At 75.0% G+C, this 22,128-nt stretch carries 18 protein-coding genes and 2 pseudogenes; 7 read left to right on the top strand and 13 right to left on the bottom strand.

Translation table 11 applies throughout. The annotated features are described in order from the left end of the window. Nucleotides 1–133 precede the first annotated feature (133 nt). The 4 genes and pseudogenes from ACFV6D_RS17950 to ACFV6D_RS17935 all read right to left on the bottom strand — a co-directional run. A pseudogene (locus tag ACFV6D_RS17950) lies at nt 134–487 on the bottom strand (DUF5719 family protein); the annotation flags it as partial. Nucleotides 488–686: 199 nt separating this feature from the next. Next, nucleotides 687–1,934, bottom strand: a pseudogene (locus ACFV6D_RS17945) (DUF5719 family protein); the annotation flags it as partial. A 6-nt stretch (nt 1,935–1,940) separates the two neighbouring features. After that, nucleotides 1,941–5,792: a glycosyltransferase family 2 protein gene (locus tag ACFV6D_RS17940; RefSeq protein WP_063349135.1), complete on the bottom strand. Its 3,852-nt coding sequence runs from the start codon at nt 5,790–5,792 to the stop codon at nt 1,941–1,943. A gap of 217 nt (nt 5,793–6,009) precedes the next feature. Then, entirely contained in the window at nt 6,010–6,282 is a 273-nt protein-coding gene (locus tag ACFV6D_RS17935) for a WhiB family transcriptional regulator (protein ID WP_063349134.1), read from the bottom strand. A 623-nt stretch (nt 6,283–6,905) separates the two neighbouring features. Here ACFV6D_RS17935 and ACFV6D_RS17930 point away from each other — a divergent pair. The 3 genes from ACFV6D_RS17930 (at nt 6,906) to ACFV6D_RS17920 (ending at nt 9,914) form a co-directional block, all read left to right on the top strand. Then, nucleotides 6,906–7,529 (top strand): cysteine dioxygenase, encoded by a 624-nt coding sequence (locus ACFV6D_RS17930; protein WP_380560455.1) that lies wholly within the window; start codon nt 6,906–6,908, stop codon nt 7,527–7,529. Between the two features lie 104 nt (nt 7,530–7,633). Continuing rightward, nucleotides 7,634–8,593 carry a 2-phospho-L-lactate transferase gene (cofD, locus tag ACFV6D_RS17925; RefSeq protein ID WP_363377420.1) on the top strand — a complete coding sequence of 320 codons (960 nt, stop codon included), beginning with the start codon at nt 7,634–7,636 and terminating at the stop codon, nt 8,591–8,593. Between the two features lie 28 nt (nt 8,594–8,621). After that, complete coding sequence (locus tag ACFV6D_RS17920) at nt 8,622–9,914, top strand: coenzyme F420-0:L-glutamate ligase (protein WP_380560454.1); 1,293 nt, start codon at nt 8,622–8,624, stop codon at nt 9,912–9,914. Between the two features lie 4 nt (nt 9,915–9,918). Here the strand turns inward: ACFV6D_RS17920 and ACFV6D_RS17915 are convergent, their stop codons facing one another. The 5 genes from ACFV6D_RS17915 to ACFV6D_RS17895 all read right to left on the bottom strand — a co-directional run bounded on the left by ACFV6D_RS17915 (nt 9,919) and on the right by ACFV6D_RS17895 (nt 12,274). Next, nucleotides 9,919–10,188, bottom strand: a complete 270-nt coding sequence (locus ACFV6D_RS17915) for a type II toxin-antitoxin system RelE/ParE family toxin (protein WP_063349131.1) — start codon at nt 10,186–10,188, stop codon at nt 9,919–9,921. Beyond that, nucleotides 10,185–10,457, bottom strand: a complete 273-nt coding sequence (locus ACFV6D_RS17910) for a type II toxin-antitoxin system Phd/YefM family antitoxin (RefSeq protein WP_063349130.1) — start codon at nt 10,455–10,457, stop codon at nt 10,185–10,187. Before ACFV6D_RS17910 ends, ACFV6D_RS17915 begins: the two co-directional genes overlap by 4 nt. Before the next feature lie 128 nt (nt 10,458–10,585). Further along, nucleotides 10,586–11,032: a PIN domain-containing protein gene (locus ACFV6D_RS17905; protein ID WP_380560453.1), complete on the bottom strand. Its 447-nt coding sequence runs from the start codon at nt 11,030–11,032 to the stop codon at nt 10,586–10,588. Further along, on the bottom strand, nt 11,029–11,283 hold the full coding sequence (locus tag ACFV6D_RS17900; protein WP_063349128.1) for a type II toxin-antitoxin system Phd/YefM family antitoxin: 255 nt from the start codon (nt 11,281–11,283) through the stop codon (nt 11,029–11,031). The genes ACFV6D_RS17905 and ACFV6D_RS17900 overlap by 4 nt, the downstream gene beginning before the upstream one ends. A 25-nt stretch (nt 11,284–11,308) precedes the next feature. After that, the gene (locus ACFV6D_RS17895) at nt 11,309–12,274 is read right to left on the bottom strand and encodes a DNA-3-methyladenine glycosylase family protein (protein ID WP_380560452.1); all 966 of its coding nucleotides are present in this window, start codon (nt 12,272–12,274) and stop codon (nt 11,309–11,311) included. Between the two features lie 6 nt (nt 12,275–12,280). Between ACFV6D_RS17895 and ACFV6D_RS17890 the strand changes: the two genes are divergently transcribed. Further along, nucleotides 12,281–12,772 (top strand): SgcJ/EcaC family oxidoreductase, encoded by a 492-nt coding sequence (locus ACFV6D_RS17890; protein WP_063349126.1) that lies wholly within the window; start codon nt 12,281–12,283, stop codon nt 12,770–12,772. A 19-nt stretch (nt 12,773–12,791) separates the two neighbouring features. Here the strand turns inward: ACFV6D_RS17890 and ACFV6D_RS17885 are convergent, their stop codons facing one another. Next, a complete protein-coding gene (locus ACFV6D_RS17885; protein ID WP_380491164.1) occupies nt 12,792–13,904 on the bottom strand; it encodes an N-acetylmuramoyl-L-alanine amidase in 1,113 nt (370 codons plus the stop codon). Nucleotides 13,905–14,008: 104 nt separating this feature from the next. Between ACFV6D_RS17885 and ACFV6D_RS17880 the strand changes: the two genes are divergently transcribed. The 3 genes from ACFV6D_RS17880 (at nt 14,009) to ACFV6D_RS17870 (ending at nt 18,037) form a co-directional block, all read left to right on the top strand. After that, a complete protein-coding gene (locus tag ACFV6D_RS17880; protein WP_380429633.1) occupies nt 14,009–14,800 on the top strand; it encodes a TIGR03089 family protein in 792 nt (263 codons plus the stop codon). A 36-nt stretch (nt 14,801–14,836) separates the two neighbouring features. Continuing rightward, nucleotides 14,837–16,192: an LCP family protein gene (locus ACFV6D_RS17875; protein ID WP_380560451.1), complete on the top strand. Its 1,356-nt coding sequence runs from the start codon at nt 14,837–14,839 to the stop codon at nt 16,190–16,192. 192 nt (nt 16,193–16,384) lie between these two features. Beyond that, nucleotides 16,385–18,037: an LCP family protein gene (locus ACFV6D_RS17870; protein ID WP_380560450.1), complete on the top strand. Its 1,653-nt coding sequence runs from the start codon at nt 16,385–16,387 to the stop codon at nt 18,035–18,037. A gap of 16 nt (nt 18,038–18,053) precedes the next feature. On the opposite strand, the gene ACFV6D_RS17865 is transcribed toward ACFV6D_RS17870, so the two are convergent. The 3 genes from ACFV6D_RS17865 to ACFV6D_RS17855 all read right to left on the bottom strand — a co-directional run bounded on the left by ACFV6D_RS17865 (nt 18,054) and on the right by ACFV6D_RS17855 (nt 22,043). Then, nucleotides 18,054–18,668: a DapH/DapD/GlmU-related protein gene (locus ACFV6D_RS17865; RefSeq protein ID WP_380560449.1), complete on the bottom strand. Its 615-nt coding sequence runs from the start codon at nt 18,666–18,668 to the stop codon at nt 18,054–18,056. 97 nt (nt 18,669–18,765) lie between these two features. After that, nucleotides 18,766–19,806 (bottom strand): glycosyltransferase family 2 protein, encoded by a 1,041-nt coding sequence (locus ACFV6D_RS17860; RefSeq protein ID WP_063349120.1) that lies wholly within the window; start codon nt 19,804–19,806, stop codon nt 18,766–18,768. 236 nt (nt 19,807–20,042) lie between these two features. Next, nucleotides 20,043–22,043, bottom strand: a complete 2,001-nt coding sequence (locus ACFV6D_RS17855) for a hypothetical protein (protein ID WP_380560448.1) — start codon at nt 22,041–22,043, stop codon at nt 20,043–20,045. Nucleotides 22,044–22,128 lie beyond the last annotated feature (85 nt).

Genomic DNA, 22,128 nt, shown 5'->3' with positions numbered 1-22,128 from the left:
ACTTAGTCTGCTGGTTGGGGAGGTGATGCGACTGCCCCCCCCCCCCAGCGCCCCCCCCACGCCCGTTCAGTGACCACGCGGCGGGGCGGTCCCCCGGCCCGGGGGGGGGGGGCCCCCCCCCCCGTCCGGTCGGTCAGCGCAGGACGACGCCCGGATCCTGGCCGGCCTGCGGGACCCTGACGGTGCTGTGGTCGTCGCGCAGCGCCTGGATGGTGAACATCGGCACGTCCTTGGCGGGCAGCGAGAGCATCCGGGCGGCCATCACCGGGCCGCCGGAGACGGTCTCGACGGTGAGCGCGAAGCTGCCGTTCAGCCCACCGGGCTCGGGCGCCGGGAGGGCGACCGTGCCGCCGGCCGGCAGCTGGACGTCCTTGCTCACCGGGGTGCCGCCGCCGCTGCCGGCCGAGGCGGTGACCCGGACGGTGGCGGCGTCGCCGGCGGAGGTCAGGAACAGCGTGGACGCGCCGGCCCGGTTGTCGGCGACCGTGGCGCGGGCGCCGGGCCGGGCGGGGGGGGGGGGGCCGGCCGCGCGGCGCCTGGCGCCCCCCCCCGCCCGGGGGCCCCCCCGCGCGGCCCCCCCCCGGGCCGGTGCCGGTGAGCCAGGCCGCGTCGCTCTTGCCGCCGCCCCCGGCCCGGTCGACCCGCAGGCCGGCCACGACCCGGGTCGGGTGTTTGTCGTCGGTGGGCGACAGCCGCAGCCCGGCGACCTCGTCGCGGGTGACCTTGCCGAGGTCGACGGCGGCCACCATGCCCGCCTTGATGTGGATGGACTCGTTGCCGGCCGGGGTGAACCAGCCGTTCTTGCCGGAGAGCTGGATCTTCAGGTCGGCGTCGTCCTCCGGCGGCGCCCAGACCACCAGGTGGGCGGCGGAGGTGTCGGCGGGCAGGCCGGGCAGCACCTGGGTGGCCGCCGGCTCGGCCGAGGCCGGGATCCAGTCGGCGCCCTTGGCACCGTCGGCGGCGTGCAGCGCGGCGCCGACCCGTCCGCTGCGGGCGACCACGTGCACGGCGAGGTCGTTGACCGCGCCCTTGCTGATCGTCGGCAGCAGCACGGACTGGGAGCTGCCGGGGGCGACGGTGATGCCGTTGGCGGCGTCGTTCTCGATCAGGCCCTTGTCGCCGTACAGCTTGATGTCGACCACGGCGGCGGAGGACTCGGTGTTCACCAGGCTGACGTAGTCGACCCGGTCGCCGGCCGTGCTGGCCCCGGCGAACCAGAAGCTGGTCCCGGCGGGGGTGCAGGTGAGGCCGGACAGGCCGAGGCCGCGCTGCTCGGTGACCACGGTGGTCTGGGTGACGGTGAAGCCGGGGGCGAGGGCGCCGGTGGCGACGGCCCCGGTGCCGGGCGCGGTGTCGCCGTTGGCGGCCGGGCCGGTGGCCGGGGCGCCGGGCTTGGCCAGGGTCAGCCGGGCGTCGGCGGGCGCGGCGCCCTTGTCCGGGGCGGCCGGGGCGGCCGAGCCGGACGGCGCGGCGGGGGCGCCGGACGCCGGGGCGGAGGGGGCGGTGGTCGGCGGAGTCGCGGGCGCGGCGGCGTCGGAGAGCCAGCCGGCCCCGCCGGTGGCGCCGCCCGTCCCGGGCGGGGTGTAGGCGGTGAGCGTGGTCGAGCCGGTCAGGCCCTGGAGCGGCTGCGGGCAGACCGCCGCCGTCCGCTCGACCTGCGCGGTGGTCGGGGCGACGCCGCCGTCCGCCTTGGCGGGGGCGGCCGGCGGGCGCGTCTCGGCGATCCCGAACACCGCCGCGAGCACGACGGCCGCGGCCAGCAGGGACTGCGTGGTCCTGGTGCCCCCGGACCGCCCGGCCGGCCGGGCGGAGGCCGCGGGCTCCGGCGCCTGGGCCGGGGCGGGCCCGGACTGCCCGGCCTCGGCGGCCTCTGCGGCCTCCGTCGGCTCGACGGCCTCGGGCGCGGACTTCTTCCTGAATGCGGGCTTCTTCATCGCGGGTCAGCTCCCCGATCCGTGCTGGTGCGGGTACCGGCCCGTGCCGTTGGGGTCGTTCGGGTCGTTGGGGTCGTAGTAGGGCTCGGCCTGCGGCTGCCCCGGCACCCACGGCTGCTGGTGCTCCGTCTGCTGGTAGGGCTGCTGCTCGTAGCCGTACTGCTGCTCCTGCGGGTACGGCTGCTGCTCGTAGCCCTGCTGCGGGTACGCCTGCGGCTGGTAGCCCTCGTAGCCCTGGCCGTCGTACCCCTGGCCGCCGTACGGCGCGGCCACCGGCTGCTGGGCAGCGTACTGGTCGTAGCTGTACGGGTCGGCCTGCTGGTACGTCTGGTACGGGTCGGCGTACGGCTCGGTCTCCTGGACGGCGGCGGCCGCCTGGACCGCCTCGGCCATCGGCTCGCCGGCCGGCTGCGCCGGGATCGCGCCCGGCGGGCCCTCGTACACCCCGCCGTCCTCGCCGCCCTCGCCGCGCTCGGCCATCCGGCGGGCCCGGCGGCTGCCGGGGGCGGGCGCCTGCGCCTGGGCCGCGGCGGCCAGCGCGGCGGCGGCCACCACCTCCTCGGGCAGGTCGTCGTCCTTGTGGCTGCGGCGTCCGGGCAGGGCCAGCACCAGGATGGTCAGGCCGAGCAGCACCTGGGCCCAGATCCAGCCGGTGTGCGCGAAGCCGTCCTCCCGGGTGACGGTCAGCTTGCCGCCGCCGGCCGGGAGCTTGAAGCCCTGCGCCCAGCCGTCGACCGTGACGGACTCCAGCGCGGTGCCGCCCACGGTGGCCTTCCACTCGGGGGCGGCGGACTCGGCGAGCCGCAGCACCCGGCCGTCCGGGCCGGCCGGGACGGTGGCGGTGAGGTCGCGGGCCCCGGCCGGGACGACCACCGGGGCGGCGCCCGGGGCGGTGATCACCGCGCGGACGGCGGGGGCGCCGGTGACCTGCCAGAGCGCGGAGTCGCCGTCCTGGTTGGCCTTGACCAGGCCGGGGGTGGTGTCCAGGACGTCCTTGTAGGTGCCGATCACCGACTGCTGGACCAGCACGTAGGCGATGCCGTAGCCGGAGAGCGCACCGGCCTGGTCGGCGCCGGAACCGGCCAGCAGGCTGCCGACCATCTTGTTCAGGCCGTCCTGGGTGCCGGTCGCCGGGTCGACGGTGGACTCGGCCTGGCCGAGCGTCAGGCCCGCACCGCGGACCACGGTGTAGCGGACCGCGCCGCCGCCCGGGTCGCCGGTGACGACCAGGGTGCGGGACCGGTCGGTGGTGCCGGCCTCCTCCGCGATGAACGCGGGCACCTGGCCGGCCTGGGCCCGGTGCAGCGGCTTGCCGGCGCCGGTGAGCGCCCACCACAGGCCGGTGCCCAGCGGGGCCAGCACCGCGGCGGCCACCACCAGCGCGGCCACCGGCTGGCGCCAGCCGAAGGCGATCCCGGCCACGCGGGCGTTGGCGCCGTCGGCACCGATCGCGGCGGCCGCCAGCAGGGCGATCCCGGCGATCAGCGAGGCCGGGCCGGCCCAGGCGGGCACCGCCGGGCCGCCGGAGGCCGGGGTGACGGAGGTGCCCGCCACCGCGACCGCGAAGACCAGACCCGCACCGGCCGCACCCCAGGCGGACAGCACCGCACGGCGGCGGTCGGCGCGCAGCAGTGCGGCGAGCGCGGCGAGCACCACGCCGGCCGACAGCCAGACCGGCGGCACCCCGGCGCCGCCCGGGTTGACCAGCAGCAGGCCGGCCGCGCTCGCACCGGTGCCGTGCAGGCCGGGCAGGCCGGCCTCCAGCAGCAGCCACTGCGGGTGCGCCAGCACCGACAGCGACCACGGCGCCAGCACCAGGACGGGCAGCGCGAGGATCACCAGGACGCGCAGGCCGAGCAGGCGCAGCGCGGCGCCGCCCGAGCCGAAGGCACCGCCGCGGACCACCGCGACGACCAGCGTCGCCAGGCACAGCGGCAGGGCGAGCGCCCAGGTCAACGGCACGAAGGAGGTGGCCAGGGTGAGCAGCAGGACGGTCATCCAGACCGGCCGCCACCCCGGGCGGGCGCCCTTGGCGGCGCTCTCGTCGCGGATGCCGAGACCGGCCGCGATCGCGGCGGCGCGGGCCAGCGGCGGCAGCAACACGGCGAGGACGGCGGTGCCGATCCGGCCCTGGGCGAGCGCGCCGGTCGCGGCGGGCAGCAGCGCGTAGGCGGCGCTGGCCCAGGCCCGGACGAGCTTGGAGTCCAGCAGCGGCCGGGACACCAGGTAGGCGCTGACCGCCGACAGCGGCACGGTGAGCACGACCAGCAGGGTGAGCGCGAGGTCGGCGTGGTCGAACAGCACCCAGGACAGCACCGCGAGCACGCCGAGGTACGGCGGCGCGGCGGCGGCGGAGCCGGTGCCGATCGGATGCCAGGCGTCCGCGTACATCGACCAGAGGCCGCCGGCGCCGTCGGTGGCCGGCAGCAGGGCGCCGCCGAACAGCTCGCCGCTGCCGAACAGGCCGCGGCAGGCGATCAGGGCGAACACCAGCAGGGCCGCGAACAGCACCGGCGCCGGACGCCGGGCCAGCTTCTTGATCAGCGTGAACTGCTCGACGACCAGGTCCTCGTCGTCCTCGCCGCCCGGCCCGGCCTCGACCGTGCCGTGCCGGCCGGTGTCGTCCCCTCCCCCTATGCCGAGGGAGCCGATCACGCCCTCGACGGCGAGCCGGGCGGTGGCGCCGGGCGGCGGGAAGAGCGTGCGGTCGTCCAGAGCGTCGGCGGCCCGGGTGCGGGCGCGCTGCTTGCGCGCGGCCAGCAGCCGGGGGAAGCGGACGAGTTCGTGGCCGAGGCCGGTGAGCTCGTCGAAGGCCTGGCGCGGGTCCTTGCCGAGCAGGTTGGTGACGGCCCGCAGCAGGGTGCCGAGCACCAGCCGCAGCAGGACGTAGGGGAAGAGCGCGCCCTTGCAGTTGGCGAGCAGGGTGTAGACGGCGCCGGCCTTGTCCACCCGGTGCGGGTGGGCGGGGCCGCAGTCGATGGCGCGGCGCTCGCGGCTGGCCGCCTCGGCGTGCCGCAGCACGGCGTCGGGGGCGACCACCACGCGGTGGCCGGCGGCGTTGACCCGCCAGCAGAAGTCGGCGTCGTCACGCATCAGCGGCAGCGCCTTGTCGAAGCCGCCGAGTTCCTCGAAGACGTCGCGGCGCACCAGCATGCCGGCGCTGGAGACGGCGAGCACCGGGCGGACCTGGTCGTGCTGGCCCTGGTCCTGCTCGCGGCGGTCGAGGCCGGTCCAGCGGCGGCCGGAGCGGGCGATGGTGACGCCGACCTCCAGCAGCTGGCGGCGGTCGTACCAGCTGCGCAGCTTGGGGCCGACCACGGCGGCGCTGGGGGTGGAGTCGGCGACCTGGAGCAGCCGGCGCAGCGCGTCGGTCTGCGGCTCGCAGTCGTCGTGCAGCAGCCAGAGCCATTCGACGGGCTGGGTCTCGCGCGGGCCGCCGCGGCCGAGGTCGTCCTCCTGGGCGAGCGGGTCGCCGAAGTCGTCCCAGCCGCCGGTGACCGGGTCGTAGCCGGAGGGGTCGAGCCGGTACGGCAGGTCCTCCGGGCGCAGCGGCGGGCTGCCGAAGACGGCCTCGGCGACGGCGGTGCCGAAGCCGGCCCGGCGGCCGAGGAGCAGCGGGCCGCTCTCGGGCAGCCAGTCGGCGAGGGTGTCCGCGAGCAGTTGCGGAGAGTTGTCGGTGGAACCGGTGTCGACCGCGAGCACCCGCTGGACCTGGCGGTCCTGGCCGAGCAGGCCGGCGAGGGCCTGCGGCAGCCAGCGGGCCCCGTCGTGCGAGACGATCACCGCGGTGACCAGGTGGCGCGGGTAGGCGGGCGGCCTGGCAGCGGTGAAGCCGCTCTGGTGGCTGTAGACGGTCATCGAGTGCGCGGGCCTCAGTTCTCGGTGGACACAGCCGGTGAACGGCAACCGGATGGCGCACCACACTAACGGCTCCGGATGGCGGCTTCGTCCGCGGTGCCGGTGCGGGACCGGTGAAGAGCCGGCAGGGAACACGAAAGCGCCCCACCGCCGCGGTGAGGCGCCCGTACTGCCGTGTGGTTGTCGAAGGGTCAGCGGGGGTCGGCGGCCGCCCCGGTCAGACCGCGCTCTTCTTGAGCCGGCGGCGCTCGCGCTCGGAGAGGCCGCCCCAGATGCCGAACCGCTCGTCATTGGCGAGGGCGTACTCCAGGCATTCCGAACGGACCTCGCAGGCGAGGCAGACCTTCTTGGCCTCGCGCGTGGAGCCGCCCTTCTCGGGGAAGAAGGACTCGGGGTCGGTCTGGGCGCACAACGCGCGCTCCTGCCAACCGAGTTCCTCTTCCTCCTCCGCGATGCCGTCACCGATCAACAGCTCAAAGAGCTCGCTCATGTGGCGCGCCTCCTCTGCCCCTACTTGGCGTCCCCGTGGTTGCCGTTGCCTCGTGCGGCCGACGACACGAGTGAAATTACAGTTGCGTCACTCTGGCTCAGTCAAGCCGAGCTCTGGTATTGGGGCGAGGATTCACTCCCCGGCACCAAGCCGTTACGAATAGTGTACATATTCGGACACATTGGACCTTCGATCCGAAAGCCCTGAACGGCGTCGAACCAGCCACAACCCTTCGGCGAGTGACGCTCGGTCACCATCACAGGCCGGTCATCGCCCTGCCTTCCCGGCGATCTTCCCATCGAAACATAGAGCGTGATTTATCACCCCATCCGGGCAACTTCTTGGCGTAACCCTCTCGAATGCCGCATCCCTGTGTTTGACACCGGCCCCACGGATGCGGTCTCCTTTCCCCTATGTCAGAGTTCGCCAGCCCCCGGAGCGGTTCCACGCTCCGCCGTGCCGTGAACTCTTGTTGTCGCCTCTGCTCCTGCTGTATCTAGGCGCCCGCGTCCCACCGCGCGCCGCCCCCAGGAAGCACAGAGGCCGCCCGCGATTCCCGTCCCAGGACATCCCGGATCCGGCTGATCCCCGACGAACCAGCCGCCACTCCGAGGACGACTCCCGTGCGTATGACCCGCATCCGCAAGCGGAACCGCGACCGCAACAAACTCGCCCGCCCAAACCCCTCCCCCGCCACACCCACCGCGCCCGCCCGGGGCTGGACCGACGGCCTCAGCGACGTCTCCATCGCCGGCGACCCGCTCGCCTTCCCGCACCTGGCCCGCACCGACCTGCCCCGCCACCCCACCACCGTGGCCGGCCACGCCCGGCTGATCCGAGAGATCGCCGCCGACCGCGCCCGCTGGGAGCCCCTGGTCCGCTACGACGCGCTCACCCGCTGGTACGCCCGGCTGGAGACCGGCCCCGGCTACGAAATCTGGCTGCTCAGCTGGCTGCCCGGCCAGAGCAGCGGCTTCCACGACCACGGCGAGTCCTCCGGCGTGATGACCGTCGTCCAAGGCGAGCTGATCGAGCGCTCGCTCACCCGCGCCGGCGAGGGAGCCCGCACCCTGCGCCCCGGCGGGCAGCGGGTCTTCTCCTCCGGCTACCTCCACGAGGTGGTCAACGGCACGCTCGAACCCGCCGTCTCCATCCACCTCTACACCCCGGGCCTCACCGAGATGAACCAGTACGGCGGCACCGCCGTCCCCGAGCAGCACCCGCAGGCCCAGGCCGAGGCACACTGAGCACCCGCCCGCGTCAGCCCGGCCGCCGCACCCGCCGGCGACCGGGCCTACGACCGGGCCGGCGACCGGGCTGACGGGCAGTCGGACCGTGGCAGGATGAACCCATGCGCATCGTGGCACTGGCAGGCGGAATCGGCGGAGCGCGCTTCCTGCGCGGACTCCTCGCGGCGGTCGGACCGCAGGACGAGATCACCGTCATCGGCAACACCGGCGACGACATCCACCTCTACGGCCTCAAGGTCTGTCCCGACCTCGACACCGTGATGTACACCCTCGGCGGCGGCATCCACGAGGAGCAGGGCTGGGGCCGCACCGACGAGACCTGGTCGATCAAGGCCGAGATGAAGGAGTACGGCGTCGGCCCCGAGTGGTTCGGGCTCGGCGACCGCGACTTCGCCACCCACCTCGTCCGCAGCCAGATGCTCACCGCCGGCTACAGCCTCAGCCAGGTCACCGAGGCGCTGTGCGTGCGCTGGAAGCCCGGCGTACGGCTGCTGCCGATGAGCGACGACCGGGTCGAGACCCACGTGCGGATCACCGACGAGCAGGGCACCCGGGCGATCCACTTCCAGGAGTACTGGGTCAGGCTGCACGCCGCCGTCGACGCCGAGGCGATCATCCCGGTCGGCGCCGACACCGCGAAGCCCGCGCCCGGCGTCCTGGAGGCCCTCGCCGCCGCCGACGTCATCCTCTTCCCGCCGTCCAACCCGGTCGTCTCCATCGGCACCATCCTCGCCGTCCCCGGCATCCGGGAGGCCGTCGCCGCCGCCCCCGCCCCCGTCGTCGGGCTCTCCCCGATCATCGGCGGCGCCCCGGTGCGCGGCATGGCCGACAAGGTGCTCGCCGCCGTCGGCGTCGAGGCCACCGCGGAGGCGGTCGCACTGAACTACGGCTCCGCACTCATCGACGGCTGGCTCGTCGACACCGCCGACCAGGCCTCGGTCGCCGCCGTCGAAGCCGCCGGGATCGCCTGCCGGGCCGTCCCGCTGCTGATGACCGACGTCGAGGCCACCGCCGAGATGGCCCGGGCCGCCCTCGCCCTCGCCGAGCAGGTGCGCAAGTGAGCGGGCGCGGGCGCAGCGGGGCGGGCGCATGAGCCTGCAGATCCTGCCGGTCGAAGGGCTGCCGGAGATCGACGCCGGGACCGACCTCGCCGCGCTGCTCGCCAAGGCCGGCGAGTACCAGGACGGCGACATCCTGATCGTCACCTCGAAGATCGTCAGCAAGGCCGAGGGCCGGCTGCTGCACGCCGCCGACCGCGAGGCCGCGATCGAGGCCGAGACCGTCCGGGTGGTCGCCCGGCGCGGCCACGCCCGGATCGTCGAGAACCGCAACGGCTTCGTCATGGCCGCCGCCGGCGTCGACGCCTCCAACACCGCCCCCGGCACCGTCCTGCTGCTGCCCGAGGACCCGGACGCCTCCGCCCGCGCCCTGCGCGGGCGGCTCCAGCAGCTCACCGGCCGCCGGCTCGCCGTCGTCGTCACCGACACCTTCGGCCGGCCCTGGCGCAACGGGCTCACCGACGTCGCCATCGGCGCCGCCGGGCTGTCCGTGCTGGAGGACCACCGCGGGCGCACCGACAGCCACGGCAACGAGCTGGCGCTCACCGTCACCGCCACCGCCGACGAACTCGCCGCCGCCGCCGACCTGGTGAAGGGCAAGACCAGCGGCGTGCCGGTCGCCGTCGTCCGCGGGCTCGGCCACCTCGTCACCGCCGAGGACGGCGACGGCACCCGGCCGCTGGTCCGCTCCGCCGTCGACGACATGTTCCGGCTCGGCACCTCCGAGGCGCTGCGCCAGGCCGTCACCCTGCGGCGCACCGTCCGCTCCTTCACCGACGCCCCGGTCGACCCCGGCGCCGTGCGCCGCGCCGTCGCCGCCGCCGTCACCGCGCCCGCCCCGCACCACACCACGCCGTGGCGGTTCGTCCTGCTGGAGACGGCGCAGGCCCGCACGCGGCTGCTCGACGCGATGCTCGCCGCCTGGCAGCGCGACCTGCGCGAACTCGACGGCTGGGACGACGCCCGGATCGCCCGCCGCACCGCCCGCGGCGACGTCCTGCGCGAGGCGCCCTACCTGGTGGTGCCCTGCCTCGTCATGGACGGCTCGCACCACTACCCCGACCAGCGGCGCGCCGCCGCCGAACGGGAGATGTTCACCGTCGCCGCCGGCGCCGCCGTGCAGAACCTCCTGGTCGCCCTCACCGGCGAGGGCTACGGCTCCGCCTGGGTGTCGTCCACCATGTTCTGCCGCGACACCGTCCGCGCGGCCCTCGACCTCCCGGACGACTGGGACCCGATGGGCGCCATCGCCGTCGGCCGCCCCGCCGAACCCCCGCGCGAACGCCCGGACCGCAGCGCCGACACCTTCATCGAGGTGCGGTAGCGGTTCAGAGACCGCGATAGATCTCGCGGCGATTGCCAACGGCCACCACGAGGATCACCAGCACGCCGTCGTGGATCTCGTAGGCCACGCGGTAGACGCCGACGCGGAGGCGGTAGAGGCCGTCGTGACCCGCCAGCTTCTTGACATCCGGGCCATCGGCGTAAGGGTCCTCGCCGAGAACAGTGAGCGCGGTGAGGATCCGCATCGCATCGACCTGGCTGATGTCACGCAGCTGGCGCCTGGCATGCGAGGTGAAGCGGAACGCGTACTTCACGCAGCGCTCCCGGAGGAGTCCTTGGGCGAGTCGAACAGGTCGGCCAGGAGCTCGGCCATGGTCACGGTGGGATCGTTCCGGTGCTGCTCGGCCTCACGGGCGAGCAGTTCGTCGGCGGCATCCTCGATGGCATCGAGGATCTCGATCGGCACGACCGCTCCGACCCGCTCGCCCTTCCGAGTGATCACGGTGATCTCGCCGGCCTCGGCCTGGGTGACCACCTCGGCGAGGTTCGCACGCAGTTCCCGGATGCTCAGTGCGTCAGTCATGCATCCAGCGTACACATCGACGTGTACACCGCACGGCGCTTCCGGTTCAGCGCCGCCGGTGGTCGTCGGGGGTGAGGCGCGAACGCCCGGACCGCGGCGCCGACACCTTCATCGAGGTGCGGTGAGGATCAGCCGTCGAGGTCGTCCGGCAGCAGCCGGAAGGCCTTGTGGTTGGTCAGTGGCCTGATCGCACGGAAGTGGCGACGGTCGACGGTCAGCACGGCGTCGGTCCTGAACTCCGCGGCCAGCGCGACGTTGATGGCGTCGGTCAGGCCGATGTTCAGGTCCGGGTACTGCCGCATGACCGCCCGCGCAGTGGCAAGGTGCGCACCCACCTCGGGCACCTCGAAACGGCCGATCGCACATCGGTCGATGATGTCGTCCAGAACGCGCATCGCCATCGCGGCTCCGAGTGTCCGGTGCGCGAGGTGGTCCAGCTCGGCCAGCACCAGCGGCGAGATGACCAGATGGCCGACCGTACGCAAGGCCTTCAGGCAGGCGTCGTGGTCGGGTTCCTCACCGGCGTATGCGGCGAGCAGGGCGCCGGTGTCACCGACCACCGCGACGTCGGTCACCTGCCGAATCCTTCCATGTGCTGGTCGAGGTCGGCCAGAATGCGCCCGCCGCCACCGGGGATGACCGGCATGTCGTCGAGCTCCTCCCCCATCGGATCGGTCCGGAAGGGGTAGACGGGTGCGGCCAGGCTCGGCGGCAGGATGGTGGCCACATGCCTGCCGTCCTTGGTGACGGTGACGGTCTCGCCCCGCTCGACGGCTCCTATCACCCTGGCCGTCTGCTGGTTCAGCTCCCGCATGGTTGCTTCCATGCGAGGCAGTGTACTACGGCGTAGTTCATCGCCGCCGGTGGTCGTTGGGGGTGAGGCGGGGGCCGTAGCGGGGGGCGTGGGGGGTGGTCGCCAGCAGGAGGCGGCAGAGGCGGTGGCGGTGCGGGCGGTAGGGCTCCAACAGGGCGAGCATCTGGGCGTCGTCGCTGCGGGGGCGGCCGGCCAGGGCCCAGCCGACCAGGTTGGGCAGGTGGAAGTCGCCGACCGAGACCGCGTCCGGGTCGCCGTTGCTGCGCTGCAGGGTCTCGGCGGCCGTCCAGGGGCCGACCCCCGGGACGGCGGTGAGCCGGGCGAAGGCCTCGGCGTGGTCCATCGCGGCGGCCTCCTCCAGCCGGGGCGCCAGCCGGACGGCGCGCATGACCGTCGCCGAGCGCTTCGGGTCCACCCCCGCGCGGTGCCACTCCCAGCTCGGCACCAGCGCCCACTCCCGGGCCGACGGCGCCACCCGCATGCCCTCGGCCGGGCCCGGCGCCGCGGTGCCGAAGTCCCGTAGCAGGGTGCGCCAGGCGCGGTAGGCCTCGTCGGTGGTCACCTTCTGTTCCAGGATCGCCGGGACGAGGGACTCCAGGACCAGCCCGGTGCGGGTGAGGCGGACCGCGGCGGTGCGGCGCTGGGCGTCCCGCAGCGGTCCGGGCGGCAGCACCAGGGCCTCCGGGTCGTCCTGCGCGCCCAGCAGCACCGGCAGCCGCTCCAGCAGCCACGTCGCACCCGGGCCCCAGGCCGTCGCCTCCACCTCGCCGGCCGCCGGTCGCGCCAGCACCCGCAGCGTGCCGATCCCGGCCGGGGTCCGGGACGCCCGCCAGAGCGCGCCGTCGCCGGTGGTGCGGTACGCCGGGTCGGCGGGGCCCCGGCGCAGCGGCAGCAGCGTCCGGGCGACGTCCAGCGGGAAACCCGGCCGCCAACGCCGTACCGACTCGCCCGTCACCGCCGCGCACCTCCTCCGCTGTCCGGCTCCACCGCCTTCGTCGACCATGGGGATATGAACGATACGCGGCTGCCGGAGCTGTCCTCCGGGGACGAGAACGCGGTGCGGGCGCTGTACCACCGGGCGCTGGAGGGGTGGAACCAGCAGGACGGTTCGGCCTTCGCCGGGCCGTTCGCCGAGGACGGGGAGGTGATCGGCTTCGACGGCACCCGGCACTGCGGGCGGTCGGTGATCGCCGCCGAACTGGGGCGGCTCTTCGCCGACCACGCGACGCCGGAGTACGTGGCCAGGGTGCGCCGGGTCCGCGCGCTGGGGCCCGGGGTGGCGCAACTGGACGCCGTCGCGGGGCTGGTGCCGGACGCCGCGGAGGACCTGGACCCGGCGCTCAACGCGGTGCAGACGGTGATCGCGGTGAACGCCGGGGCGGGCTGGCGGATCGGGCTGCTGCAGAACACGCCGGCGCGCTACGACCTCCGGCCGGACCTGGCGGCGGCGTTGACGGCGGAGCTGCGGGGGCTGGTCGGGCGGGGGCCGGGGCCGGCGTAGGGCGGTGCGGTGGGGTGCGTCAGGGGGTCTGGAGGTGGGCTGCGGCCGTGCGGAGGGCGGGGAGCCGGGCGTAGAGGGCGTTGCCGGGGCACTCGGTGTTGAAGGCGTCGCGGTGACCGGAGACGGCGTCGAAGTCGACGACGGTGCCCTTGGGGTAGCGGCTGGCGTCGGAGGCGGAGGTGAGCTTGGTGCGGCCGTCGGCGGGGTGGCCGGTGAGGCCGAGCTTCCAGCCGGCGATGGCGGCGAGGCCGTCCAGGAGGGGCTGGGGCGGGGCGTCGCCGACGTAGGTGCCGATGGCGGCGACGCCGGCCGAGTCGGTGTTGAAGCCGAGGGTGTGGGCGCCGTGGACGGGCTGGTCGACGCCGCCGGCCCGGCCCTCGTAGACGGTGCCGCAGCGGTCGACCAGGAAGTTGTAGCCGATGTCCCGCCAGCCGCTGCTCTGAACGTGGTACTGGTAGATCGACCTGATCACCCGGGGGGCGTCGGAGCAGGCGTAGTCGGTGGCGGTGGCGGTGTGGTGGACGAACACCTCGTGGACCGGGCCGGTGTACTCGAAGGCCTGGTCGCGCAGGGACTCGTCCGCGCCCCAGCCGGCCCGGGTGACGATGGCGGGGCGCGGGGCCTGGTGGCCGTCGGCAGGGCGGCGGGGCAGGACCCGGGCGGCGGGCGCGGGCGCACCCTGGCCGGGGTCGACCAGGTCGAGCCGCAGGCCAGGCGGGGGCCCGGCGGGGCCGGGGCGCACCTCGACGGCGACGCCGTCGCTGCGGCCGGTCCACAGGGGCGCGGTGGCGCCGCGCGGGGCGAGGTCGGGGCCGTCCTCGGTGTCGGCCTCCAGGTCGTGCCAGTCGCCCCAGCGGCCGGTGGCCGCGTCCCGGGTGCGGACCCGGACGGCGCCGCCGGCCAGCGCGTCCGCCGGGCCGTCCCAGCCGACGCCGAGGAGTTCGAACGGCCGGGTGGTGCGCGGCGCCAGAGCCGGGCCGGGGCCGAGCGGCAGCGAGGTGACCGACCCGCCGCCGGCGGAGCCGCGGCGCCGGACGCCGTCGGGGTCGGCCGGGCCGGCGGTGGCGGCGGGCTGGAGGAGCAGGGCGACGGTGCAGCCGGCGAGCACGGCGGCCGGGAGGGAAAGGCGCATAAACCGGATGGTGGCGGCAAATCGGGCCACTCGCCACGTCGCCTCGCGCCCGGTCCGCCACCCCTCCCGACGGCCCACTCGAAGGCCGTAGGCTGGGGCGCACCATGACTGCGCATTTCGCTGCCGATGCCCGCACCCCCGTCGAACTGCTGCACGCATATCTGCGAGGCGGCACGTCCACGGTCGATCCCGCGGCCCCGCTGGTCACCTTCTACGACGACGCCACCGGTGAACGGGTGGAACTGTCCGCCCGGACCTTCGACAACTGGGTGGCCAAGACGGCCAACCTCCTCCAGGACGAGTTGAACGCCGGCCCGGGCGACCGGGCCGTACTGCTGCTCCCCGCCCACTGGCAGAGCGCCGTCTGGCTGCTGGCCTGCTGGTCGGTCGGGGTGGCGGTGGTGCCCGGCGGCGACCCGGCCGCCGCCGACCTGGTGGTCAGCGGCCCGGACGGACTGGCGGCCGCCCACGCCTGCGAGGGCGAGCGGGTGGCCCTGGCCCTGCGCCCGCTCGGCGGACGCTTCCCGCAGCGCCCCGACGGCTTCCTCGACTACGCCGCCGAGGTGCCTGGCCAGGGCGACCGCTTCGCGCCGTACTCGCCCGTCGCCCCGGACGGCCACGCGCTGGAGACCGCCGTGGACGGGCTGCCGCTGAAGCTGACCGGCGAGCAGACCGTCGCGCTGGCCCGGGAGGGGGCCGCCCGGCTCGGACTGAAGCCCGGCGACCGGGTGCTGTCCACCTTCTCGTTCGACGACTGGACCGGCCTGGAGGCCGGTCTGCTGGCGCCGCTGGCGTCCGGCGCCTCGGTGGTGCTGTGCCGCAACTCGCAGGGGCTCGACCCCGAGCAGTGGGAGAAGCGGACCGAATCCGAACGGGTGACACTGCGCCTCGGGTAACCCCCGGGTCGGGCCGGGCGGGTAGGGATCCCTGCCATGGCCGAGGACGACACCGCGCACCCCCCGACCGACCCGCCCCCGACGGATGCGCACCCTTCCGAACCCGGACGCCCGCGTCGGCGCCGGCGGTGGCTGATGATCACCGCCGGCGTCGTCGCGTTCCTGCTGGTCGCCACCGGGGCACTGCTCTGGATCGCCTACCGCACGCTGGACGGCAACATCCGCACCGACTCGGCCACCGACCGACTGCTCGCCCGGCTGGAGGCCGAGCGGCCGAGCCGGACCGCCGGGGCCAAGGGCTCCGAGAACATCCTGCTGATCGGCAGCGACGACCGCTCCGGCACCAACTCCTCGTACGGCGGCGAGCCGGGCACCCAGCGCTCGGACACCACGATCCTGCTGCACCTGGCCGCCGACCGGAAGCACGCGACGGCGGTCTCCATCCCGCGCGACGTCATGGTCACCGTCCCCGCCTGCGAGAAGCCCGACGGCACCCGCAGCAAGGCCGGGCTGATGCAGTTCAACTGGGCGTTCGAGATGGGCGGCGCGGCCTGCTCGATCCGCGCCGTCGAGCAGCTCAGCGGCATCCGGATCGACCACTACGTGATCCTCGACTTCAACGGCTTCAAGACGATGGTGAACGCGATCGGCGGGGTCGAGGTGTGCGTCCCGCAGGCGATCCACGACAAGGACGCCAGACTCGACCTGCCCGCCGGGCGGCAGACCCTGCACGGCGAGCAGGCACTCGGCTACGTCCGGGCCCGGGAGAGCCTGGGCGACGGCAGCGACACCCAGCGGATGGGCCGTCAGCAGCAGTTCCTGGCCGCGCTGATCCGCAAGGTGCAGTCGCAGGGCGTGCTGCTGAACCCGGCGCGGCTGTGGCCGGTGCTGGACGCGGCCACCTCCTCGGTCAAGGCGGACGGCGGGCTGTCCTCGCTCGGGGCGCTGTACGACCTCACCCAGGACCTGCGGGACATCCCCTCGGCGGACGTGGTGCTCCTGACCGCGCCGCGCCGCCCGTACCGGTACGACTCGGACCGGGACGAGTTCGTGCAGCCGCAGACCACCCAGTTGTTCACCGCGCTGCGGGACGACCGGTCGGTCGCCGTCCGGCCGCCCGGTTCGGCGCCGTCGCCGGGTGCCGTCGCCGGGGCGGGCGCCGGGGCGGGCGCCGGGGCGGGCGCCGGGGCGGGCGCCGGGGCGGGCGTCGGGGCGGGCGCGAGCCCGAGTCCAAGTCCAAGTCCGGTGGCGGCGGGTGCGGGCGCGGGGTCGGACGGGGCGGCCGGGGCTGCGGGGGCCGCGGGGGCTCCGGCGAAGGCGTCACCTTCGGCGGACGCCTCGCCCACCTTCGAGGGACGCACGGCCGACGTGGACGCCTGCGCGCAGCACTGATCGCGGCTGCGCCGCAGGTCGGCGCGGGTTTTCCGGAAATCCCGCACACCCAGGGGACTTTACCCGGCCATTACCTGGACATGGCGCAGATCACACCGGAACGATTCAGCCGTTCGGCTCGTCTAGTGTGTCCGGATCGGCCCGCCGAACGGGCGAGCCGGAGCCGTGACCGGTCGGAGGTAGGGAACCCCCGTGCAGCAGGACAAACCGGAGGTCGATCCCGCCGACCAGTGGACGCGCGACCCGGAAACCGGCCAGTACCGCCTCGACCCGGAAACCGGCATCCCCGGGCAGCGCCGCCGGACGGCCGACCGGAGATCCCCCGAGGAGACGCCGGCCACCGAGTCGGCCGGGACCGCCGACGTCCCCGGGCCGGGCCGCCGCGACTCCCGGCGGCGGGCGGCCGCCGCCGCCAAGCGGACCCGGCGCCGCCGGGCGCTCAAGTGGACCGCCGGGGCCGGTGCCCTGGCGATGGTCGCGGGCTGCGGCGGGGCGTACTACCTGTACCAGCACTTCAACAGCAACCTGACCTCCGTCAAGGTCCAGCTGGGCAACGAGGAGGAACGGCCCAAGGCCGCCGGGGACGCGCTCAACATCCTGGTGCTGGGCACCGACAGCCGGCAGGGCCTCGGCCGCGAGTACGGCAACGAGGGCAGCGTCGGGCACGCCGACACCACGCTGCTGTTCCACATCTCCAAGGACCGCTCCAACGCGACCGCGATCAGCATCCCGCGCGACCTGATGGTGCCGATCCCGGAGTGCCAGAGCGGCAGCGGCAAGAAGATCCCCGGCTCCGCGCGGGACATGTTCAACAACAGCCTCGGCCAGGAGGGGCGCGACCCGGGCTGCACCTGGAAGACCGTCGAGAAGATGACCGGGATCCGGGTCGACCACTTCGTGCAGGTCAACTTCGAGGCGGTGAAGACGCTGTCCAGCGCCGTCGGCGGGGTCGAGGTCTGCGCGGCCAAGGACATCAACGACAAGGACTCGCACCTGAAGATGAGCAAGGGCCGGCACGTGGTCCAGGGCGACGAGGCGCTGGCCTTCGTCCGCACCCGGCACGCCGTCGGCTTCGGCGGCGACCTCACCCGCATCCCGCTCCAGCAGCAGTTCATCAGCTCGATGATCCGCAAGATCAAGAGCGACGACACCCTGACCAGCCCGAGCAAGCTCTACAAGCTCGCCGACGCCGCCACCAAGGCGCTCACCGTGGACTCCGGGATCGGCAGCGTCGACAAGCTCAAGGACCTCGCGCTGGACCTCAGCAAGGTGGACACCAAGAACATCACCTTCGCCACCGTGCCGGTCCTGGACGACCCCAAGGACAAGGACCGGCTGGTGCTCAAGCAGCCGGACGCCGGGCAGCTGTTCTCGATGGTCGCGGGCGACCGCTCGCTGACCGAGACCGCCGCCCCCGCCGACGCCGCCACGGCCGCACCCGAGACCGCACCGGCGGCCCCGACCGCCGCCGCCCCGACGGTGGACCCCAAGGACGTCCGGGTGACGGTGCGCAACGGCAGCGGGACGCGCGGGCAGTCGGGGCCCACCGTGGAAAAGCTCCGCACCAAGGGCTTCGCCAAGGCCACCACCGCCCCCGACGCGCCCGTCACCGCGACCACCACGGTGTCCTTCCCGACCGGGCAGGACGCCGCGGCCGCCGCCCTGGCCGCCGCGCTCGGCCTGCCGGGCGACACCATCCGGCCGGACCCGAAGGCGGATCCGAAGGGCCCGCTGGTGCTGGTGCTCGGCAAGGACGTCCTCGCCGCTCCGGCGGCGGCCCCGACCGAGGCGCCGAAGGACCTCCAGCGGGTGCAGGCGGACGACACCGATGCGTGCGCCAAGTAGCTAGGGGCCCCGGGCCCTACGTCGGCGCGAGGGTGCCGTCCGTCTCCCGATAGTGCTCGCCGGTGCGGGGGCAGCGCCAGCGGCCGTCGCCGACGGGTTGCAGCGGCTCGCCGGCGCGGCCGACCCAGCCGATCCGGCGGGCCGGGACGCCGGCGGCCAGGGCGAAGTCCGGGACGTCCCGGTGGACCACCGCGCCGGCCGCGACCAGCGCCCAACGGCCGACCGTCACCCCGGCGACCAGGACCACCCGGCCGCCGATCGAACAGCCCTGACGGAGCGTCACCCCTTCGGCGTGCCAGTCCTGTTGACGCTTGGGCCGACCGTCGGGGGTCACCGCGCGGGGGTGGCGGTCGTTGGTGAGGACGGCGGCGGGGCCGATGAACACCCCGTCCTCGACCAGCGCGGGCTCGTACACCAGCGCGTGGTTCTGCAGTTTGACCCGGTCCCCGATCCGGACGCCGGGGCCGACGTAGGCGCCGCGGCCGATCACGCACTCGGCGCCGACCACCGCGCCCTCACGGACCTGGGCGAGGTGCCAGACCGTCGTCCCCGCGCCGATGACGGCCCGTTCGTCGACGTCCGCGCTCGGCTCGATCCGGGCCACGCCGGGCCCGCCCTCAACTGTCGCCATGCGCACCGACGATAGCGGCGCGGGCTCGACCGTCAGGGCTTGTCCGGCAATTCGCGCACCCAGCGGGAATTGTCGGACAAACCCTGCCGGGTCGGCGTCAACTCGCCCTGGAGAGCACGTCCTTGGCGGCCGGTCCGACACTGCCTATCACCCGGCGGGCCAGTGAGCGGGGCGAGGTGAGGAAGCCGAAGCCCCAGCTGAGGTGCATGGTGGCGAGCGCCACCGGCAGCATCGCCCTGGCCTTGAAGGACAGGCCGCGGCCGCCGACCAGCCCGCCGCCGAGGATGCCCAGCAGGTACGCGCCGGGCACCGCGAGGAGGGCCGGGTGGACGGCGACGCCCAGCACCAGCCCGAGGGTGACGGCCAGCAGGGCGGTCGGCGGGGCCAGGTAGCGGAGGTTGACCGAGCCGCGGTGGTAGCGGGTGACCACCCGGCGCCAACGGCCGTAGTCCTTGTACTGCTTGGCCAGCGCCTTCACCGACGGCCGGGGCCGGTAGGTCACCTTGAGCTGCGGGGTGAACCAGACCAGCCCGCCGTCCTGGCGGATCCGGTAGTTGAGCTCCCAGTCCTGGGCTCGGATGAACTCCTCGTTGTAGCCGCCGAGCTTCTCCAGCACCTCGCGCCGGAACACCCCGAGGTAGACGGTGTCCGCCGGGCCGGCCAGGCCGCCGGTGTGGAAGGCGGCGTTGCCGACACCGATCTTGGAGGTCATCGCGGCGGCGACCGCGTTCTCCCACTCGGTCTCGCCCTCGGCGTGCATGATGCCGCCGACGTTGGCGGCGTCCATCTCGTCGAGCAGCCGGACCGCGGTGGTGATGTAGCCGGGGGTGAGCAGCCCGTGGCCGTCCACGCGCACCACTATCGGATGGCGCGAGCCGCGGATCGCGGCGTTCAGCCCTGCGGGGGTGCGACCGGTGGGATTCGGCACGGTCCGTACCCGCGGGTCCTCCGCCACCAGTTCGGCCGCGATCTCCGCGGTCCGGTCGGTGGACGGACCGAGGGCGATCACCACCTCCATCGGCCCGGGGTACTCCTGGTCCAGGATGCGCCGGACCGCCGTCCGCAGGTGTCGTTCCTCGTTGAGCACCGGCATGATCACGGAGACAGCCGGCAGCTCCTCAGCAGCCTTGGTGTTCATCGGGGCCAACCGTACCGGTGCGGACACGTCTCCGTCTTGTCCCGGTCTGGGCCGCTGCTCGCAGCCCGCGACGCCCGGTTGGACTCCTTGATCACGTCCACCGTACTCCGCTCCGCGTACGGGCCCGCAGCCGGGTCGGAACGGGCGGTTTCCGGAGGACGGGACGGAGCCCGGGAGGGCGCCCCCGGCGGGGTTCGGCGGCGGCCGCGCGGGTTCGGTGCAGGTTCGGCGCAGGTTCAGAGCAGGTGGTGAACGATGGTGAAGAGCGCGTAGCCGGCCAGCGACAACCGGTTCAGCAGGTGCTGCGGGCCGCCCAGCCGGTCCGGCAGCGACCGGTGCGGGCGCAGGTCCGGCCGGTGGGCGGCGGTCGCGACGGCCCGGGCCAGCTCGACCGGGTCGTAGCGGTCCCCGAAGTGTCCGGCCAGCCAGGCGGCCGGGCGGCTGCCGACGGTGACCTCCTCGCCCGAGCGCAGCTGGACGGTGAGCAGGTTGCGGTGGACGGCGGCCGCGTTGATCTCCTGCCACCGGAAGGTCCGGGTGCGCAGCGCGGTGGCGATCCGCAGGCCGTCCCGGTCGGCGACCATCTGCCAGGAGAGGGTGCGGCCGCAGGCGAGGATCGCCACCGTGCCGGTCAGGAGCGGGTGCACCAGCCCGCCCCACCAGCCGCTCCGGCCGAGCAGCACGACCAGGCCCGCGAGCAGCAGGGCGGGCACCGGACCGGCCACCGCCCGCAGCGCCAACGGCATCTCCCAGCGCCGGGCGGGCACCGGTTCGGCGTCCGGCCCGGCCGCGGGGGCGGCGGCCACCGTCTCGGCGGTCAGGGCGGCGACGGCCAGGTCCCGCTCCCGGTAGCCCTCGGTGCGCCGCCCCGGCCGCGGGGCCCGGGCGGCGGGGGCGACCACGGCCGCCACCCAGCGCGGGTCGTGGTCCAGCAGTCCGGGGCGGACCAGGAGCTGCTGCTCCGGCCCGTCGGGCCCCCGGTACAGCACGGCCGGCACGCTCCGGCCGGCGCGGGCGAGCCAGGCGGCGGCCTGCTCCGGGGTCAGCCGGTCGAAGACGTCCCCGAGCTCCTCCTCTTCCTCGTCGTAGGAGACTTCGAGTTCGAGGTGGTCGGCGTCGTCGTCCTCGGTCTCCAGGTGTTCGGGCACCCAGGCCGGGCCCTCGCCGTCCGGGGCGCCGTAGCGGGCCCAGCGGTAGCGGTCGCGCTCGACCAGCCGCCAGAGCGCGGGGCCGTCCGGCGGGCCGTCCAGCGGCTGCACCAGCAGGTCGCCCTGGGCGTCGGCGCGGACCCGGACGGCGAGGGCGGGCGCGGAGCCCGCGAAGGAGGGCCGGGAGCGGCGGGCGTTCGCGGTGGCGGCCGAGCCGAGCAGCAGCAGGCCGGGCAGGGCGAGCAGGCCGCCGGCGGTCAGCGCGCCGGTGAGGTCGTAGTCGTCGCCGGCGGCGCGGACGGCGTCGCCGTCCACCAGCAGCGGGACGGGCTCGCCGGGCTGCGGCGGCCGGGCCCACCAGACGTCCAGCCGGGCGGTGCGTTCCGGGCCGCCGCCGGGTGGGTGGAAGCGGACGGTCAGGACGCCGTCCTGGTCGGTGTCGCCCGCGGTGCCGGTGACCTGGTCGGCCCGTTCGGCGCTCGCCTGCTGTCGGGCCTGCCCCCACAGCCCGTACAGCGGGAACGCCAGGGCGGCGGCGAGCAGCAGGCCGCCGAGCGCGCGGCGCAGCACCGGCGGGCCGTCGGGGTGGACGGGCGAGGGCGCTCCGGCGGCGGTCCAGGGGAAGGGGACGGGCGGGGCCATCAGTTCGTCGAGCTGCTGGCGGGCGCGGCGGCGGCCGAGCTCGGCGCCGATCAGCGCGGCGGAGAGCAGCAGGTGGAGCAGGACGGCCGTCCAGCGGCAGAGCGGGGTGACCAGGCCGTGCGGGGCGTACCAGAGCACCGCGAGGACGGCCGGCGGGACCAGCGCCCGGCCGCGGAACCGGCCGGCCAGCAGGACCACTTCGGCGAGCACCGACCAGGCGGCCAGCGAGGAGCCCCAGGTGTCCCGGCAGACGCCCTGGACGTTGCAGTCGCCGGGGGTCGGCTCCACCGCGGTGGCCAGGATCACGAAGGCGGCCGGCAGCAGCGCCAACCAGCGGCTGTCCAGGCGCCAGGCGGTGCGGGCGGTGCGCCAGCGGGCGGCAGCGCCGGCGGTGAGGGGCGCGGCGCTGGGCAGCGGCGGGGCGTCCGGGGTATCCGGGGCGAACATCGGACGATCATCTCAGTCGGCCTGGGGCGGCCCGTGCCGCAGGGGCCGGGTGCTGCCCGCACCCGGCCCCTGCCCCCCGTTCCCC

The organism is Kitasatospora sp. NPDC059812 (genome assembly GCF_042732075.1).
GTDB lineage: Bacteria > Actinomycetota > Actinomycetes > Streptomycetales > Streptomycetaceae > Kitasatospora.
This window is presented reverse-complemented; position numbering and strand designations above follow the sequence as displayed.